Origin of the sequence: Pseudomonas sp. JV449, assembly GCF_032424295.1 — a bacterium.
In the GTDB taxonomy this organism is placed as follows: domain Bacteria; phylum Pseudomonadota; class Gammaproteobacteria; order Pseudomonadales; family Pseudomonadaceae; genus Aquipseudomonas; species Aquipseudomonas marginalis.
On the sequence record NZ_VYKD01000020.1, the window covers coordinates 13734 to 29898 of the forward strand.

Sequence of the window (16165 nt, forward strand, 5' to 3'; positions counted from 1 at the left end):
TTCACGATTCACCTGACAATAAAAAGGTCTACCCATGTCGAACTCGCACCTCTCCCCGTCCACCGCGCCGTCGGTGAGTGCCGGCGTACGGGACGCCGTCCTGCCCCAGCGGCTGCCAACCCGGCGTCGCTGGTTCATGCTGTCGTTGCTGCTGATTGCAACCATCATCAATTACATCGACCGCGTGAACATCTCGATTGCGGCACCGTTCATGGCCAAGGACCTGGGCCTGGACAAGATCGAAATGGGCCTGGTTTTCTCCGCGTTTGCCTGGACTTATGCCCTCGCCCTGGTACCAGCAGGCTTTGTGGCCGACCGCTTCGGCTCCCGGCTCACCTACGGCGTGTCGCTGATCAGTTGGTCAACCGTGACCGTGTGCCAGGGTTTCGCCACAGGGTTTGCATCGTTATTCGGCTTGCGCCTGGCCGTCGGCGCCATGGAAGCACCGGCGTTTCCGGCCAACAGCCGGGCAGTGACGGTGTGGTTCCCGGCCCGCGAACGCGGCATGGCCAGCAGCATTTATGTGTGCGGCCAGTACCTGGGCACGGCTCTGTTTACCGGCGTGCTGCTATGGCTGGCCACCACTTATGACTGGCGCCATGTGTTCTACAGCACAGGGTTGCTCGGCATCGTGTTCGGCGTGGCCTGGCTGTACCTGTACCGCGACCCGTTGAACTGCAAGCGCGTCAGCCAGGAAGAATTGAAGTACATCGAAGGCGGCGGTGGGCTGGTCAAGAGCAGCCAGGAGCGCACCCGCTTCAATTGGCGACAGATCACCGAGCTGTTCGGCTACCGGCAGATATGGGCCATTTGCATCGGCAAGTTCGCCAGCACCTCGGCGCTGTACTTCTTCCTGACCTGGTTCCCGACATACCTGATCGAAGAGCGCAAGTTGACCATGATCAAGGCCGGGATCTTCGCGGTGCTGCCGTTCGTGGGCGCTACCGTCGGCATTCTATTGGCCGGCATCGTCTCCGACTTGCTGATACGCCGTGGCTACTCAATGTCCTTCGCGCGCAAGTTGCCCCTGGTGGTCGGCTCGATGCTGGGCATGTCGATTGTGCTGGTCAATTTCACCGACTCGAACGTGATCTGCATCGCGATACTGACCATTGCCTTCTTTGCCCAAGGCATCGCGTCGTCGTCGTGGGCCGCCGTATCGGAAGTGGCACCGAAGGAGCTGATCGGCCTGACCGGCGGGATCACCAGCCTGGCCGCCAATATCGGCGGGATCGTCACCCCGATCGTGATTGGCGGCATCGTTCACGCGACAGGCTCGTTTGCCTACGCGTTCTGGTTTATCGGCGGTGTCGCGCTGATTGGCACCTTGTCTTACTCGTTGCTGCTCGGCCGCTTGTACCGCATCGAACTCAAGGCGCGCTGAGTCAACAACATGTTTTTCTCCAACACCAGGCCGCAATCGTCCAACTTCACCCATGAATGCCGCCGTAGGCTGCTGCTTCCAACAGGACACTGATAAAAATGACCATGACCGAGTATGTGTTTACCCCCGATCTGCCCGTGACCTTGCCGGTTGCCGGTAGCCTGCAGCGCTTTCCCGTCGGCCGGGTATTTTGCGTCGGCCGCAACTACCCGTGGCCGGATACCCAAGGCCAGTCCCGCCAGCCGCCGGTGTTCTTCATGAAACCGGCGAGCAGCGTGGTGGACGCGACGGGCGAGGTGACGTTCCCGCCGTTGACCGAAGAGTTTGCCCACGAAATCGAATTGGTCGTGGCCATCGGTGAGGGTGGCGCTCATATTCCTGAGAGCCAGGCGCTGGCTTATGTGTGGGGCTATGCCGCCGGCCTGGACCTGACCCGCCGCGATGTGCAGCGCGCAGCCAAAAGCCAGGGCTTGCCCTGGGAAGGCGCCAAGGTGTTCGACGGCGCCGCGCCCATGACCGCCATTGTGCCGGTGACTCACGCCGGGCACCCGAGCGGCGAGTTGTGGCTCAACGTCAATGGCCAGGAGCGCCAGCGTGACAGCCTCGACAGCCAGATCTGGTCGGTCAGCGAGATCATCAGCCGGATCTCCCAGTCGGTATCGCTGCGGGCCGGTGACCTGATCATGACCGGCAGCCCGGCGGGCGTGGATGTGCTGCAACCGGGCGATCTCATCAACGCCGGGATCGACGGCATCGGCCAACTCGAAATGCGCGTCGGCCAGCGCGCTTGAACCCGGCACACCTACCCGTAAATGGAAAAAGGAGATAACACCATGTCGAATCTTTTGAAGGTGGCCCTGGTCACCGGCGCCGGCAGCGGAATCGGCCGCGCCGTGGCCCTGGGCTTGATGGCGGACGGTTTCACCCTGGTACTGGCCGGGCGCCGGCCGGAGCCGTTGCAGGCCTTGGCCGAGTTGGCGACCAGCGAAGGCCACGAAGCCTTGGCCGTCCCCACTGATGTGCGCGACCCGGCCAGTGTCGACGCGCTGTTTGCAACCATTGCCGAGGTGTACGGACGTCTCGATGTGGTGTTCAACAACGCCGGGGTCAACGCCCCTGCCGTGCCATTGGATGAACTGACGTTCGAGCAGTGGCGCAACGTGATCGATACCAACCTCAACGGGGTTTTCCTCTGCGCCCGTGGCGCCTTCGGGCTGATGCGCCATCAACAGCCACAGGGTGGACGCATCATCAATAACGGCTCGATTTCCGCGCATACCCCACGGCCTTTCAGCAGCGCCTATACCGCCAGCAAACATGCGGTGTTGGGGCTGACCAAATCCCTGGCCCTGGACGGGCGCGAATTCAACATTGCCTGCAGCCAGATCGACATCGGCAACGCCTTGACCGACATGTCGGTGCGCATGACCAAAGGCGTACGCCAGGCCAACGGCACCATCGCCGTGGAGCCGATGGTCGACGTCAAGCACGTGGCCGATGCCGTGCGCTACATCGCCGCGCTGCCCCTGGAAGCGAACGTCCTGAACATGACCGTCATGGCCAGCGCCATGCCGTTTGCCGGTCGCGGTTAAACCGGCCTTTTTATTCCGTGACACGAGGTTCCCAATGAAACCAGAAGTCTTGCAGCTCAGCCCGATCCTGATCCCTGAAATCAACGCGCGGCTCGATGAGCTGTTTACCGTCAGACGTTACTTCCAGCAGGCCGACAAGCCGGCTTATTTACAGGAACACGGTGCGAACATTCGCGGGGTGATCACCGGCGGGCATACCGGCATCAGCCAGGCGCTGATGGCGCAACTGCCGAGATTGGAAGTGGTGGCGGTCAACGGCGTGGGCACCGATGCGGTGGACCTGGCGTATGCCCGGGATCGCGGGATCCGCGTGACCGCAACGATCGGCGCGCTGACCGAGGACGTCGCCGACCTGGCCATCGGCTTGCTGATCGCCGTGTGCCGTGGGCTGTGCACCAGTGATCGCTATGTGCGCTCGGGCCAGTGGCCGCAGAGTCCGACACCGCTGGCGCCCTTACCGTTGGCGCGCCAGGTGTCCGGCATGCGCATCGGCATCGTCGGCATGGGTCGGGTCGGGCGGGCAGTCGCCACTCGAGCGGCGGCCTTCGGTTGCCCGATCTGCTACACCGACCTGCAGCCGATGAGCGATGTGAGCCATACCTTCATCGCCGACCTGAAACAGTTGGCCAGCCAAAGCGATGCGCTGATCCTGGCCGCCGCCGCCGACCAGGCTGAAGCCATTATCAACGCCCAGGTGTTGCAGGCATTGGGCAAGGACGGCTACTTGATCAACGTGGCACGCGGCAAGCTGGTCAACGAGGCGGACCTGGTGGCCGCGCTGGCCGCCGGTGAGATCGCGGGGGCGGCCCTGGACGTGTTTGTCGACGAGCCGAATGTTCCCGAGGCGCTCTTCGCCAATGAACAAGTGGTGCTGCAACCCCACCGCGCCAGCGCGACGCTGCAAACCCGCACGCGCATGGGGGACATGGTGGTGGCGAGTCTGCTGGACAGTTTCGCCGGGAAAAAACCCCAGGGTTGTGTGACGGATTGAGCATTTGATCGTTCCCACCTGCGTGGGAACGATCAAAGCCCCCCTCACCACCGCCTCACGCCACCTTGAACCGATTGACCAGCCGCTGCTGGTGCTCGGCCAAACGCGCCAATTCCTGGCTGGTGATTGCGGTTTGCTCGGCGCCGGCACTGACCTGGATGACCAGGTCGTTGATCTCGTTGACGTTACGGTTGATGTCTTCTGAAACCGCACTCTGCTCTTCGGCCGCCGAAGCAATCTGCAGGTTGCGATCACTGATACTGGCCACGCCTTCGGCGATCTCCAACAACAATTCACCTGCACGTTCGACCTTGCGCGCACCGTCCTGGGCCTTGCCCAGAGTCTCCTGCATGGACGAGCTCGCCCGATCCGAACCACTTTGCAGGTTGCTGATCATCTGCTGAATGTTCCCCGTGGACTCCTGGGTCTTCTGCGCAAGTACCCGCACCTCGGACGCCACCACGGCAAATCCGCGCCCATGATCCCCTGCCCGCGCCGCTTCGATGGCCGCGTTCAGGGCCAGCAGGTTGGTTTGCTCGGCAATGCCGCGAATGACGTCGAGCACGGAGGAAATCCCATCGCTTTCCTGCTTGAGTTCGCCAATGATCAGCGCGGTGTCCTCGGCCTGCCCGGAGAGCTGGCGGATCAGGGTGATGGTGCCTTCGATCTCGGTACGTCCTTGGGTGGTGCTGGTATTGACCCGTTGCGACAGTTGCGCCGCATCGTTGGTGCTGTGCGCCACCTCGCGCACGGTGGCGCTCATTTCGTTGATCGCCGTGGCCACCAGTTCAGTGCTTTGGCGCTGCTGCTCGACGCTTTGGCTGGTCTGCATCGTCACGGTTGAAGACTCCTCCGCCGCCGTTGCAACCTGTGCGGTGGCGTTGCCGATTTCCTGCACCACGCCACTGATCTCTTGCGCCATGCGGTTGAGGTTGCGCGAGATCTGACCGAATTCGTCCTTGCTGTCATAAGTCGCCCGCGCGGTGAGATCGCGCTGTGCCAGGTCATTGAGCACGCGGTTGAGGTCGCGCACCGCCGAATCGATCATGCGGATGATCAGCCAGGACAACACCGCCACCGCCAACAGGGACACGATCACTGCGCCAACGGTCAACCATAGGGCGCGGCGGGCGTCATCCCGCTCGTGCATCGCCAGGCTGCTGACACTTTGGCCCAGGGCTTCCTCCACTTGGCTCATCAGGTCAATGCGTTGGGTAGAGGTTTCAAACCAGGCTTCGGGTTTGATCCCCAGCGCCTGCCCCATCGGCACCTCAAACGCCAGGCGCTGCAACTTGGCGACTTCGACGGCGGCCGGTTGCTGCATTTGCGTATCGAACTGCGCAAGCGAGGCCGCGGGCGCTTTGCGTCGGAACGCATCGTAATAGGCGCCGAACTCGCCCAGGTTGCGGCTGAAGCGCGACAACAGGGCCTCATCGAAATGCCCCTGGCTGAAGACCAGGCCCAGCACCACGCGCTCGCGTCCGGCCCGCTCTTTCATTTCGATAAATTGATTCAGGGCCCCCAGGGCGTAGACGATGGTCGCGTTGTTGACACTCGCTTCCAGGGAATGGGTGTAACCGGTCAGCACTTGAATGATCTCGGTATACCGCGCGCCGGATTCGGTGCTGTTGATGCTCAGTTTATCGACCTGCCCGCGCATCGCCGGCAACTGGTCCAGGGCCCGCAGGACGTTGTCCAGGTTCGCACCGCCGGAGGTGGACAAACCGCGCACCACCTCGACGGCCGCGCTGGAGTCCCTGCGCATCTGCACCATTCGTTCGCCCATGGACTTGCCGCCACTGCCAAGGAACACGCCACTGGCACCACGCTCACGCTGCAAGGTGGTAATCAACTGGCTCAACTTCTGGGCGGTGGCGCTGGCCATCACCGTGGTGTTCATGTCACGCAGCGTTTTGTAGTTGTCCACCACAAACACGCCGGCCAGGGTCAGGAACCCGAGCATGGGCAGTAGCAGAATCAACAACAGTTTCAGACGCAGCGGAGCGTTCTTAAGCATTTCCCTAAAGCCTCATGTCCATGGATCAGACTGGCGCCTGTCACGCCAAGATAGTGGCGCCATAATATCACCCATGAAAACAGCGCTACCGCTCTCGGACGGCCATCTGGAGCCAATAGGGGGTTGTACTGACCCAGATCAATAAACCCTCACAAACCAATCGACTGCCGGCCCCTGTGTTGATCGAGCACCTTGCTTGACTGACTCAATCCTCTCGAATACTTGCCTGATCCTCCGAATGTTCGGTTTTTTCGTAGATGGCCCTTGTGCCCTGATCTAGAGTTCGACAATGGGCGCCCATCGCCTTTCTTATAAGAAACACGCCATCCCGACCGATGATCAGCAGGTGAGCCAGCCATGGAATTACGCATCAACCAAAAAACCTATCAGGTCGACGCCGACGCCGACACGCCGCTGCTGTGGGTGATCCGCGATGACCTGGGGCTGACCGGCACCAAGTACGGCTGCGGCCTGGCCCAATGCGGCGCCTGCTCGGTGCTGGTGGACGGCAATGTCGTGCGTTCGTGCGTCACGCCGGTGGCCGGGGTGGTCGGGCGTGAGATCACCACCATCGAGGCTATCGAAGCCGATGCAGTCGGCAAGCGGGTGGTCAGTGCCTGGGTCGAGCATCAGGTGGCGCAATGCGGTTACTGCCAGTCCGGGCAGGTGGTGGCAGCCACCGCGCTGCTCAAGCACACCCCCGCCCCCACCAATGCGCAGATCGACGCGGCCATGGTCAACCTGTGCCGCTGCGGCACCTACAACGCCATCCATGCCGCCATGCATGACCTGGCCGCCGGGAAGGAGAGCGCCTGATGAACACGCCATCCGTCATCCCTGGCATCACCCTGGGCGAGCCGATCAACCTGTCGCGTCGCCGCTTCCTGGCCAGCACGGCCGTGGGTGCGCTGGTCATCGGTTTTGGCCTGCCGCTGGGCTCGGCCCGAGTGCAGGCCGCTGCCGCCGCAGAACGCGGCACCCAGGTGCCGGCGTTCCTGGAGATTCGCCCGGACGGTACGGTGCGCCTGCTCAGCCCCTTTATGGAAGGTGGCCAAGGCACCCACACCGCCATGGCGCAGATCGTCGGCGAAGAGCTGGATGCCGACCCTGCCACCTTTATCGTCGAAGCCGCGCCACCCGGTGAGGCCTATGTGGTGATGGACAACGGCATGCGCATCACCGGCGGCAGCATGTCGGTGCGCATGAGCTACCCGGTCATGCGCCGCCTGGGCGCCCTCGCCCGCGCCATGCTGTTGCAGGCCGGCGCCGAGCAGCTTGGTGTGCCGGTGGCCCAACTGACCACCCAGCCTGGCCGCGTGGTGCACGCCGCCTCCGGGCGCTCCCTGGGCTACGGCGAGTTGGCCGGCCGCGCCCTGGACATGCCGGTGCCCGACCCGGCCAGCATCACCCTGCGTGACCCGAGCCAGTTCCGCTGGATCGGCAAGCCGGTCAAGCGCCTGGATGCCTATGACAAATCCACCGGCAAGGCGCAGTACAGCATCGACATCAAGGTCGACGGCATGCTCCACGCCGCCGTGCAGCACGCGCCGCGCCTGGGCATGACCGTGGGCAGCCTGCGTAACCAATCCCAGGTCGAAACCATGAAAGGCGTGCACTCGGTGCATGTGCTGCCCGGTGCGGTAGCCGTGGTGGCCGAACGCTGGTGGCACGCCAAGCGTGCGGTGGAGGCGATCCAGGTCGACTGGCAGGAACCGACGGCCGACTCAAAAGTGCGGGGCATGCCCGCGGATTTTTCCAGCGACGGCTTTCGCGACTTTCTCGCGGCCCAGCAAGGTCCGGCCCGTGACGACGAGAACGAAGGCGATGTGGCCGGCGCGTTGAAAAACGCCAAGACCCAGGTCGAGGCTACCTACCACAACCAGTACCTCAACCATGCCCAACTGGAGCCGCCGTCAGCCCTGGCGCGCTTCAACCCCGACGGTTCGCTGGAGATCTGGCTGCCCAACCAGGCGCCCGATATGTTCCGCGCCGACATCGCCAAGCGCGCCGGGCTCGACCCTGCGCAAGTGACCCTGCACTCGCCGCTGCTGGGCGGTTTTTTCGGCCGGCACTTCCTGTATGACTCGGCCAGCCCCTACCCCCAGGCGATTGCATTGGCCAAGGCGGTGGGCCGTCCGGTCAAGCTGATCTGGAGCCGTGAGGAAGAGTTCCTGCGCGACGTGTTGCGCCCGGTGGCGGTGGTCAAGTTCCGCGCCGCGCTGGACGCCGACGGCCTGCCGGTGGCGATCGAAGCGGTGAGCGCCACCGAAGGCCCCACCGAGGCCATCGCCGGCAAGCAGGGCGAAAAACTCGACCCCACCGCCCTTGAAGGCCTGTCGGGCAAGAGCTACGCCATCCCCAACAAACGCATCGCGCAGATCTACGTCAAGGGCCCGGCCATGCTCGGCTACTGGCGTTCGGTGGGCAATTCGCTGAATGACTTCTTCTACGAAGCGTTCCTTGATGAGCTGGCGGACAAAGGCGGCCGCGATCCCTATGAGCTGCGCCTGCACCTGCTGCGCGACAACCCACGGCTGACCACCCTGCTCAAGGCCGTGGGCGAGTTGTCCGGTGGCTGGAAACGGGGCCCCTACACTGCCGAAGACGGTACCCGGCGTGCCCGTGGCGTGGCCATGGCCTCGCCGTTCGGCTCCCACGCGGCAGTGATCGCCGAAGTGTCGATTGAAAACGGCCAGGTCAAGGTCCACCACATCTGGGAAGCCATCGACCCCGGCAGCATCGTCAACCCGGCGATTGTGCAAGCTCAGGTCAATGGCGCGGTGGCCCTGGGGCTCTCGCAAACCTTGCTGGAAGAAGCGGTGTACGTGGACGGCAAGCCACGGGCGCGCAATTACGACCTCTACCCGATCCTGCCGCCCTCACGGATGGCGCAGGTGCACGTGAAGATTGTCGAGAGTGGCGAGAAGATGGGCGGCATCGGTGAGCCTCCGCTCCCCGCTGTGGCGCCGGCCGTGGTCAATGCGGTAGCGCAGTTGACCGGCCAGCGTGTTCGCAGCCTGCCATTAAGCCGACACACCTTCAGCTAACCGAGCGAGACCGCCCATGAACAACCGTCGATTCGCAAGAACCGCAGGCTGGCTGGCGCTGCCCTGCCTGCTCGCGGCAGCCCTGCTGGCCTGGTATGTCACCCGCCAGCCCGCCACCCCGTTCGCGCAGGAACAAGCCGCCAGCGTCGACCCCGCACAGGTCAGTCGCGGCGAATATGTCGCCCGCCTCAGTGACTGCGTCGCCTGCCACAGCCTGCCGGGCAAGGCGCCCTTCGCCGGGGGCCTGGAAATGGCCACGCCGCTGGGCGCCATTCACGCCACCAACATCACCCCGGACCGCACCCACGGCATCGGCACCTACAGCCTCGCCGACTTCGACCGTGCAGTGCGCCACGGCGTAGCACCGGGCGGCCGCCGGCTCTACCCGGCGATGCCCTACCCGTCTTACGCCAAGCTCAGCGACGACGATATACGCGCGATGTATGCGTTCTTCATGCAAGGCGTACAACCGGCCAACGAGCCCAACATCCCCAGCGATATTCCCTGGCCGCTCAATCTGCGCTGGCCCATCGCCTTGTGGAACGGCCTCTTCGCGCCGACCGCCACTTACGCGGCCAAACCCAACCAGGACGCGCTATGGAACCGTGGCGCCTACATCGTCCAAGGCCCTGGCCACTGCGGCAGCTGCCACACGCCGCGCGGCCTGGCCTTCAACGAAAAAGCCCTGGACGAATCCGGCAAGCCGTTCCTCGCCGGCGCCCTGCTCGACGGCTGGTACGCACCGAGCCTGCGCCAGGACCCGAACACCGGCCTGGGGCGCTGGAGCGAGGCGCAGATCGTGCAGTTCCTCAAGACCGGGCGCAACGCCCATGCGGTGGTCTATGGCTCGATGACCGAAGCCTTCAACAACTCCACGCAGTTCATGGCCGACGACGACCTGGCCGCCATCGCGCGTTACCTCAAGTCACTGCCCGGCGACCCACAGCGTGACGGCACGCCCTGGCAGTACGTAGCCGCCGATACACGCCAGGACGTCCCCGGTGCCCACACCTACGCGACCCGCTGCGCCTCCTGCCATGGCCCGGACGGCAAGGGCCAGCCCGAATGGATGCCGCCCCTGGCCGGCGCCACCTCGGCATTGGCCAAGGAAAGTGCCTCGGCGATCAACATCACCCTCAACGGCTCACAGCGGGTAGTCGCCGCCGGCGTACCGGACGCCTACCGCATGCCGGCGTTTCGTGAACAACTGTCCGATGCGGAAATCGCCCAGGTGCTGACCTACGTGCGCAGCACCTGGGGTAACCACGCAGAGGCGGTCGACGCCAAGGCAGTCGGCAAGCTGCGCGGGCATACCGACCCGGCCAGCAGCAGTCCGATTATTTTGCATATGCGTTAAAAGTCGCTGTCCTGATCTTTTCCCCGGCGTGGTCAGTGAAATGAGCATGCCGGGGAATAAGGGTTGATGTGAACAAACTTAGTATTGATCCGGCCCCGCGAACGTTGATCTGTCCGATTACTCACCTGTTCAAGCTCGCCTCTTCCGACAATCAAAACAGAATCCTTCTACGTAACGGATTAACCATTACGCACGGAAATATGTTGGCAACCTCAGCAAGATCGAGACCCAACTGACCGAGCGGAACATGGCAAATTCACACTACCGCTATTTATGGCTGGCCATCTTCCTGACTGACGGTTCCTTCAACCGCTTTTTCATACATATAAAGTATGCATAATGAAGACGTTCAGGATTCAATACGATGAGGCAAAAACATCGCCAATCAGCAGAAGCATAAGGGCATAAGCCTGGCGGAGGCAGAGCCGGTGTTCAACGATGAGATCGCCCTGACGATACAAGACCACGATCACGATGAAGAGCGCTGGGTGACCATGGGCACTGACGCGAGGGGACGAATTTTGGTAGTGACATACACTTACCGCGATCCGAATTTCGTACGCGTTATCAGCGCCAGGCTCGCATCAAAAAATGAACGGCGCCGTTATCTGGAGGCTTGAACAATGAAAGACGAATACGATTTCACCCACAGCAAACGCGGTGCTGTCGCCAGCAACAAGGGCAAGACCCGCATCACCATCATGCTTGACGATGCGGTTATCGATGCCGCCCGTGAACGCGCAGAAAGCGCCGGTACGGGCTATCAAACCGTGATCAACAATCTGTTGCGTCAGGCGTTGATTTCGCAACACGCACACAATCTGGCGCCCGCCCTAAAGAAGCGGGCTAAAACCCTGCAAGTTATCAACAATGGCATTAGCCTCTCTGAAGTTGAAGCACTGGAACAACAACTCATCGCTGTCGCTGGCGAGTTGAATCGCGTGCTGGGCACAGCCAAACCGGCCGATTGACCAAGGCTTTCTGCGACCTACCCCAACTCCCGCTTGAGTGGCTAACGGTCCAGCGCCCCATCCCAGCGGGCAATGAACAGGATGGCCACGCCGTTGCCGATCACATTGATCAGTGCACCGCCTTCGGAGATAAACCGGTAGACGCCCAGTACCAGCACCAGACCTGCTGCCGGTATCACATAGATCGAGCCGAGGGTGCGGTCCGCCCTCCGAACTAATTTGAACGAACCTCCACGTTTATCCATCAACATTGAAGGATCTATAAGACACGAGAACGGCTTGTGTCGCTCCTACGCGAGCAACGAACCCGGCGGCCTCGACCAGGCCCCTGCTCTCTTCGCTCGCACATGACGACCTTGGGGTGAAGGCCATGGCAGCGAATATGCGTGAAGCGTCGAAACACACCGGCTGGGAAGCAGAGCTGGCCAGGAACACCGAGCTGTTCTACGAGGCCGACCGCCTGGAAACACAGGCCTACGCCATCATAGGCAGCAGCCTGGCCGATGCCGGTGACTGGCTGCGCTTTACCGAAGCGAAACAGATAGCCGATGCAAAGCGCACCGAGGCGTATCAGGACCTGATGCGGATCCGGCGCGGCATGGAGGCTGCGCGCTCCGACTGAGGCCGCTCGGGGCGCTGCGGCAAGACAAAAAAACCACTCGTTCGAGTGGCTTTTCTGGGTTTTCACAGCGCCTCAGGAAGAAAAAACCTCCGCGCGCTGCCGTGTTGTCTTTTTGTACCGGAGCGGCTGCTGCCAGGCCAACTGCGCCTGGACCTGCGCTACGGCCTCCAACACCCGCTGCGCCCAGTTTTCGTCCTGAGGGTCCACCACTACCACGCGAAAACCGTGGTCATGGCCTTCACTGCGCACGCCTTCGGAGTCATCCACATGCAGGTCGATGTCGAAGGCCGGGGGGAATTTCGAGGGTGCGTTCGACAGCCCGCGCGCCGTCAGGGCATGGTTGTGCAGCACGCTGTTGACCACGCCGTCGACGCGGATGCCGTAGAGCATCAGCCAGCGGCGGATATACGACGGCGTGCGACCGGACGAGGTGTAGACCCAGATGCTGCAGCCCTGGCGGCGTAGCTCGCGGGTCAGGGAGCGCGTGCCGATCCGCAAGGGCTCACCCAGCCAACGGTGCACGCAGGCCGGCAGCCGGCTCGGCTCGACGTCGCAGTGGTGGAGCTGGCAGGCCAGGGTGTCGTCGATATCGAAGGAAATGCGGATGCGCGGACGCTGCTGCATCGGCAGGATGCGCTGGAGGGCCCGCCCTGCCCTGGCGAATACCGGAGAACCGCTCATCAATGGCCTCCTTGAGAAACGGGCTGGCGCGGGTCCTTGAGAAAAAACTTGTGCGGATCCGGCGCCTGTTCTTCCAGGAAGGCAGCGTATTTTTTCTTGATCTTGGGCAATTCGTACAACGCCTTGACTCCATGTTTGGCTGAGTTGCGGATCACCGACGAAGGGTTGAAGTAGCCCTCGGCGTTCTCCAGCGTCAGCACGAACGGCGGCAGGCCTGCACGCATCAGCAAATAGCTGACGATCAGCGAACCGCTGCGGTTGTTGCCTTCAATGAACAGCTGCGGCTTGCTGAGGATGCGTACATACACCCCGGCGGCGCGCTTCCAGACTGATTCACTGCGATACGCGCAGTACCAGTTGTACAAGTCCTTGATGCCACCTTCGACATTGTTGAAGAAGTGTTCTTCGGTCGCCGCCAGGTGGTGGGCGTATTCCAGGCGCCGTGCCGGGTCGCTGCCACAGAGCACGGTGGCGTTGATCTCCAGCATCAGGTCCAGCTGCTGCAGGTCGAACAGGTCGACGCCCCGCGCCACATAGTCGTCAATCAGCGCGTAGCCTTCAAGCACGTTGTGCAGCACTTCGTCGGTCAACGGGTCGCGCGGCTCGGTAAAGTCCCGGCTGAGCTCGGCAAAGCGCTGTTGCACCTCACGCAGTGCGCGTTCAATCGCGGGCAAATCAAGGCGTCGTGTTGCAGGCATCGGCATTCCCATAAGCAGTTGAAAATACGGGAGCATCCCAGCTCCCGCAGGGGCATCAGCTGAACTTGCCGCTGATGTAGTCCCCGGTCATTTGTTCACGCGGGTTCTCGAAGATCTGCGCCGTCGGGCCCATTTCCACCAGGTAGCCGGTGCGCGTGCCCTGGGAAATATCCACCGAGAAAAACGCCGTGGTGTCGGCCACACGGATGGCCTGCTGCATGTTGTGGGTCACCAGGGCGATGGTGTAGTCCTTCTTCAGCTCGACCATCAACTCCTCGACCCGGCGCGTGGCAATCGGGTCAAGCGCCGAGCAGGGTTCATCGAGCAACAGCACTTCCGGCTCGGTGGCGATGGCGCGGGCGATGCACAGGCGTTGCTGCTGGCCACCGGACAGCGACAGGCCGCTGACCTTGAGCTTGTCCTTGACCTCATCCCACAGCGCGGCGCCTTGCAGGGCGTGCTTGACGCGGTCGCCCAGGTCGCCCTTGTAGCGGTTCAGGCGCAGGCCAAAGGCGACGTTGTCGAAGATGCTCATCGAGAACGGGTTCGGCTGCTGGAACACCATGCCGATGTAGCGGCGCACGACCACCGGGTCCACGCCCTTGCCGTAGACGTCCTGGCCAAGGAAGTGCACATGGCCCTCGAAACGGAAGCCCTTGACCAGGTCGTTCATGCGGTTGAGGCTACGCAGCACGGTACTTTTACCGCAACCGGAAGGGCCGATGAAGCCGGTGATCTTGTTCTTTTCGATCGGCACATGGCTGTCACGCACGGCCATGAAGTTGCCGTAGAAGATCTTGTCCAGCTTGCAGTCCATGACCACAGGCGCCTGGGTGACAAACGGAGCGGCTATTTGCGCAGTTGATACGTTCAAGATTCAGATGCTCCCGTTTTCAATACTTTGGCTTGCCGAAGATACGGCTCACGATATTCACGACCAGCACGATCATTACCAGTACCAGCGACGCCGCCCATGCGAGTTCAAGCTGGTTGTCGAAGGGCATGCCGGAGAAGTTGTAGATCAGCACGGCCAGGGAGGCCGTCGGGTTCATCACCGCCAGGCTGCCGTCGTGGTAGATCCAGTAGTTGCTGAACAGCGCGGTAAACAACAGCGGCGCGGTTTCGCCGGCGGCGCGGGCCACGGCGAGCATCACGCCGGTGAGGATTGCCGGCAGGCCGGTGGGCAGGACGATTTTCCAGATCACCTGGGAGCGGGTACAACCCATGCCGTAGGCGGCGTCCTTCATGATCTTGGGCACCATGCGCATCGACTCTTCAGCCGTCAGCACCACGATCGGCAGCATCAGCACCGCCAGTGCCACACCACCGGCCGGGGCCGAGTAGGTGCCGGTGGTCATCACCACCAGGGCGTAGGCAAACACACCGGCCAGAATCGACGGCAGGCCGGTGAGCATCTTCGCGGCAAAACGTGCGGCGTTCGCCAGCTTGCTGTCCGGGCCCAGTTCGGCGAGGAAGATTGCCGCCATGATGCCGACCGGCACGGCGATGGCAGCGGCAATGCCGACCATCACGAAGGTACCGGCCATCGCGTTGCCGAAACCGCCGCCGGTCTCGAAACCGGTGGGTGGCAGCTCGGTAAACACTTCAAGGCTCAGGCGCGCACCGCCGCGGGTGATGAGCATGTAGAGCACGGAAATCAGCGGCACGCTGGCCAGCAGCGCGCCCGCCCAGACCAGGGTGGTCAACACCAGGCTGCGCAGGGCACGGCCTTCGAACCGGCGCTGGAGGCTGGGCATTGCGCCTGCGGGGGACGTCAGGTCGGTTGCAGCAGTGAGGTCAGTCATCACTTATTACCCCGTTGGGCGTACATCATGATCATGGAGCCGAAGATGTTCACGATCAGCGTGATCAACATCAGCACCAGTGCGGCGTACATCAGTACTTCGATCTCGTTCGGCCCGGCTTCGGGGAAGTTCAGCGCCAGCAAGGCTGCCAGGGTGTTGGCCGGGGCGAACAGCGACAGCGAGATGTTGTTGGCGTTGCCCACCAGCATGGCCAGGGCCATGGTTTCGCCGAGTGCGCGGCCCAGGCCCAAGACCAGGGAACCGAAGATGCCGGTGGCGGCGGACGGCACCATCACCTTGAGAATCGCTTCCCAGTGGGTGGTCCCCATGCCGTAGGCGGCTTGCTTGGTTTTCATCGGCACGGCGGTGAGCGCATCCTGCGACACGGCGGCGATGGTCGGCAGAATCATGATTGCAAGCACCAGCGCCGCCGGGAGCAACCCCGGCCCGCTCAGGGACGTGCCGAAAAAGGGAATCCAGCCAAGTTCAGTGTTCAACCATGCGGTCAACGGCCTGATCGCCGGGATGACCACGTAAATGCCCCACAGGCCGTAAACGACGCTGGGGATGGCCGCGAGCAGTTCGACGATGGTACGAAACACCGCCGCCAGCTTCGCCGGCAAAAAATCCTGGGTGAGGAAAATCGCCATGCTGACGCCGAAAACACCTGCGATCAGCAACGCGATAAAGGCACTGTAGAGCGTGCCCCAGATGGCCGGCAGAATGCCGTACTTGCCTTGGTTGACATCCCAGACGCTGCCCAGCAGCACGTCAAAGCCGTGCTTTTCCATGCCTGGAAGGGCCTTGCGCCCGACTTCGAACACCAGGGCAAACACCAACGCCAGCACCAGAACCACGCCTATTCGTGCAAGCGCACGGAAGGTGCGATCAACCAGGAAATCCTTCGCAGAAGGTGGCTGGCAGGCAGAATCCGGGTTACCCGGTACGACAAACGGTGTGTTCATTGGCTAATTCCGGAACAGGGGGGTAACCCTCCCGG

16 protein-coding genes and 1 pseudogene are annotated in these 16165 nt (G+C 62.6%); 10 read left to right on the forward strand and 7 right to left on the reverse strand.

What is annotated here, in order from left to right; all coding sequences use genetic code 11:
- The first annotated feature begins 34 nt into the window (after positions 1-34).
- The 4 genes from F6S08_RS19965 (at position 35) to F6S08_RS19980 (ending at position 3967) form a co-directional block, all read left to right on the forward strand.
- Positions 35-1384, forward strand: coding sequence for an MFS transporter (locus F6S08_RS19965; protein ID WP_065947972.1), 1350 nt, complete (start codon positions 35-37; stop codon positions 1382-1384).
- Between the two features lie 98 nt (positions 1385-1482).
- Positions 1483-2175 (forward strand): fumarylacetoacetate hydrolase family protein, encoded by a 693-nt coding sequence (locus F6S08_RS19970; RefSeq protein ID WP_137213115.1) that lies wholly within the window; start codon positions 1483-1485, stop codon positions 2173-2175.
- 42 nt (positions 2176-2217) lie between these two features.
- Entirely contained in the window at positions 2218-2976 is a 759-nt protein-coding gene (locus F6S08_RS19975; RefSeq protein ID WP_074846002.1) for an SDR family oxidoreductase, read from the forward strand.
- 34 nt (positions 2977-3010) lie between these two features.
- Positions 3011-3967 carry a 2-hydroxyacid dehydrogenase gene (locus F6S08_RS19980; protein WP_065947975.1) on the forward strand — a complete coding sequence of 319 codons (957 nt, stop codon included), beginning with the start codon at positions 3011-3013 and terminating at the stop codon, positions 3965-3967.
- 55 nt (positions 3968-4022) lie between these two features.
- Here F6S08_RS19980 and F6S08_RS19985 read toward each other — a convergent pair whose 3' ends face one another.
- Positions 4023-5984: a methyl-accepting chemotaxis protein gene (locus F6S08_RS19985; RefSeq protein WP_315872226.1), complete on the reverse strand. Its 1962-nt coding sequence runs from the start codon at positions 5982-5984 to the stop codon at positions 4023-4025.
- 357 nt (positions 5985-6341) lie between these two features.
- On the opposite strand from F6S08_RS19985, the gene F6S08_RS19990 reads away from it, so the two are divergent.
- The 5 genes and pseudogenes from F6S08_RS19990 to F6S08_RS20010 all read left to right on the forward strand — a co-directional run bounded on the left by F6S08_RS19990 (position 6342) and on the right by F6S08_RS20010 (position 11359).
- Positions 6342-6800 carry a (2Fe-2S)-binding protein gene (locus F6S08_RS19990; protein ID WP_065924418.1) on the forward strand — a complete coding sequence of 153 codons (459 nt, stop codon included), beginning with the start codon at positions 6342-6344 and terminating at the stop codon, positions 6798-6800.
- Positions 6800-9031 carry a xanthine dehydrogenase family protein molybdopterin-binding subunit gene (locus tag F6S08_RS19995; RefSeq protein ID WP_065947977.1) on the forward strand — a complete coding sequence of 744 codons (2232 nt, stop codon included), beginning with the start codon at positions 6800-6802 and terminating at the stop codon, positions 9029-9031. The genes F6S08_RS19990 and F6S08_RS19995 overlap by 1 nt, the downstream gene beginning before the upstream one ends.
- A 16-nt stretch (positions 9032-9047) precedes the next feature.
- The gene (locus F6S08_RS20000; protein WP_315872227.1) at positions 9048-10388 is read left to right on the forward strand and encodes a cytochrome c; all 1341 of its coding nucleotides are present in this window, start codon (positions 9048-9050) and stop codon (positions 10386-10388) included.
- Between the two features lie 339 nt (positions 10389-10727).
- A pseudogene (locus F6S08_RS20005) lies at positions 10728-11008 on the forward strand (BrnT family toxin).
- A gap of 3 nt (positions 11009-11011) precedes the next feature.
- Positions 11012-11359, forward strand: coding sequence for a BrnA antitoxin family protein (locus tag F6S08_RS20010; protein ID WP_315872228.1), 348 nt, complete (start codon positions 11012-11014; stop codon positions 11357-11359).
- Positions 11360-11400: 41 nt separating this feature from the next.
- On the opposite strand, the gene F6S08_RS20015 is transcribed toward F6S08_RS20010, so the two are convergent.
- Positions 11401-11604 (reverse strand): hypothetical protein, encoded by a 204-nt coding sequence (locus F6S08_RS20015; protein WP_409999773.1) that lies wholly within the window; start codon positions 11602-11604, stop codon positions 11401-11403.
- A gap of 125 nt (positions 11605-11729) precedes the next feature.
- On the opposite strand from F6S08_RS20015, the gene F6S08_RS20020 reads away from it, so the two are divergent.
- On the forward strand, positions 11730-11981 hold the full coding sequence (locus F6S08_RS20020; RefSeq protein WP_315872229.1) for a hypothetical protein: 252 nt from the start codon (positions 11730-11732) through the stop codon (positions 11979-11981).
- A gap of 72 nt (positions 11982-12053) precedes the next feature.
- Here F6S08_RS20020 and F6S08_RS20025 read toward each other — a convergent pair whose 3' ends face one another.
- The 5 genes from F6S08_RS20025 to pstC all read right to left on the reverse strand — a co-directional run bounded on the left by F6S08_RS20025 (position 12054) and on the right by pstC (position 16130).
- Positions 12054-12605, reverse strand: a complete 552-nt coding sequence (locus tag F6S08_RS20025; protein ID WP_027603521.1) for a hypothetical protein — start codon at positions 12603-12605, stop codon at positions 12054-12056.
- A gap of 56 nt (positions 12606-12661) precedes the next feature.
- Entirely contained in the window at positions 12662-13360 is a 699-nt protein-coding gene (locus F6S08_RS20030) for a hypothetical protein (RefSeq protein ID WP_065939674.1), read from the reverse strand.
- Between the two features lie 55 nt (positions 13361-13415).
- Positions 13416-14177: a phosphate ABC transporter ATP-binding protein PstB gene (gene pstB, locus F6S08_RS20035; protein WP_010210300.1), complete on the reverse strand. Its 762-nt coding sequence runs from the start codon at positions 14175-14177 to the stop codon at positions 13416-13418.
- 76 nt (positions 14178-14253) lie between these two features.
- Positions 14254-15165, reverse strand: coding sequence for a phosphate ABC transporter permease PstA (gene pstA / locus F6S08_RS20040; RefSeq protein ID WP_027603518.1), 912 nt, complete (start codon positions 15163-15165; stop codon positions 14254-14256).
- Positions 15165-16130 (reverse strand): phosphate ABC transporter permease subunit PstC, encoded by a 966-nt coding sequence (gene pstC / locus F6S08_RS20045; RefSeq protein ID WP_027603517.1) that lies wholly within the window; start codon positions 16128-16130, stop codon positions 15165-15167. The genes pstA and pstC overlap by 1 nt, the downstream gene beginning before the upstream one ends.
- Between the last annotated feature and the right edge of the window lie 35 nt (positions 16131-16165).

Excerpts from the sequence above, each read along its gene's own strand:
- F6S08_RS19965 (WP_065947972.1), top strand. The coding sequence starts at position 35 with ATGTCGAACTCGCACCTCTCCCCGTCCACCGCGCCGTCGGTGAGTGCC.
- F6S08_RS19970 (WP_137213115.1), top strand. The coding sequence starts at position 1,483 with ATGACCATGACCGAGTATGTGTTTACCCCCGATCTGCCCGTGACCTTG.
- F6S08_RS19975 (WP_074846002.1), top strand. The coding sequence starts at position 2,218 with ATGTCGAATCTTTTGAAGGTGGCCCTGGTCACCGGCGCCGGCAGCGGA.
- F6S08_RS19980 (WP_065947975.1), top strand. The coding sequence starts at position 3,011 with ATGAAACCAGAAGTCTTGCAGCTCAGCCCGATCCTGATCCCTGAAATC.
- F6S08_RS19985 (WP_315872226.1), bottom strand. The coding sequence starts at position 5,984 with ATGCTTAAGAACGCTCCGCTGCGTCTGAAACTGTTGTTGATTCTGCTA.
- F6S08_RS19990 (WP_065924418.1), top strand. The coding sequence starts at position 6,342 with ATGGAATTACGCATCAACCAAAAAACCTATCAGGTCGACGCCGACGCC.
- F6S08_RS19995 (WP_065947977.1), top strand. The coding sequence starts at position 6,800 with ATGAACACGCCATCCGTCATCCCTGGCATCACCCTGGGCGAGCCGATC.
- F6S08_RS20000 (WP_315872227.1), top strand. The coding sequence starts at position 9,048 with ATGAACAACCGTCGATTCGCAAGAACCGCAGGCTGGCTGGCGCTGCCC.
- F6S08_RS20010 (WP_315872228.1), top strand. The coding sequence starts at position 11,012 with ATGAAAGACGAATACGATTTCACCCACAGCAAACGCGGTGCTGTCGCC.
- F6S08_RS20015 (WP_409999773.1), bottom strand. The coding sequence starts at position 11,604 with ATGGATAAACGTGGAGGTTCGTTCAAATTAGTTCGGAGGGCGGACCGC.
- F6S08_RS20020 (WP_315872229.1), top strand. The coding sequence starts at position 11,730 with ATGGCAGCGAATATGCGTGAAGCGTCGAAACACACCGGCTGGGAAGCA.
- F6S08_RS20025 (WP_027603521.1), bottom strand. The coding sequence starts at position 12,605 with ATGCAGCAGCGTCCGCGCATCCGCATTTCCTTCGATATCGACGACACC.
- F6S08_RS20030 (WP_065939674.1), bottom strand. The coding sequence starts at position 13,360 with ATGCCTGCAACACGACGCCTTGATTTGCCCGCGATTGAACGCGCACTG.
- pstB (WP_010210300.1), bottom strand. The coding sequence starts at position 14,177 with ATGGACTGCAAGCTGGACAAGATCTTCTACGGCAACTTCATGGCCGTG.
- pstA (WP_027603518.1), bottom strand. The coding sequence starts at position 15,165 with ATGACTGACCTCACTGCTGCAACCGACCTGACGTCCCCCGCAGGCGCA.
- pstC (WP_027603517.1), bottom strand. The coding sequence starts at position 16,130 with ATGAACACACCGTTTGTCGTACCGGGTAACCCGGATTCTGCCTGCCAG.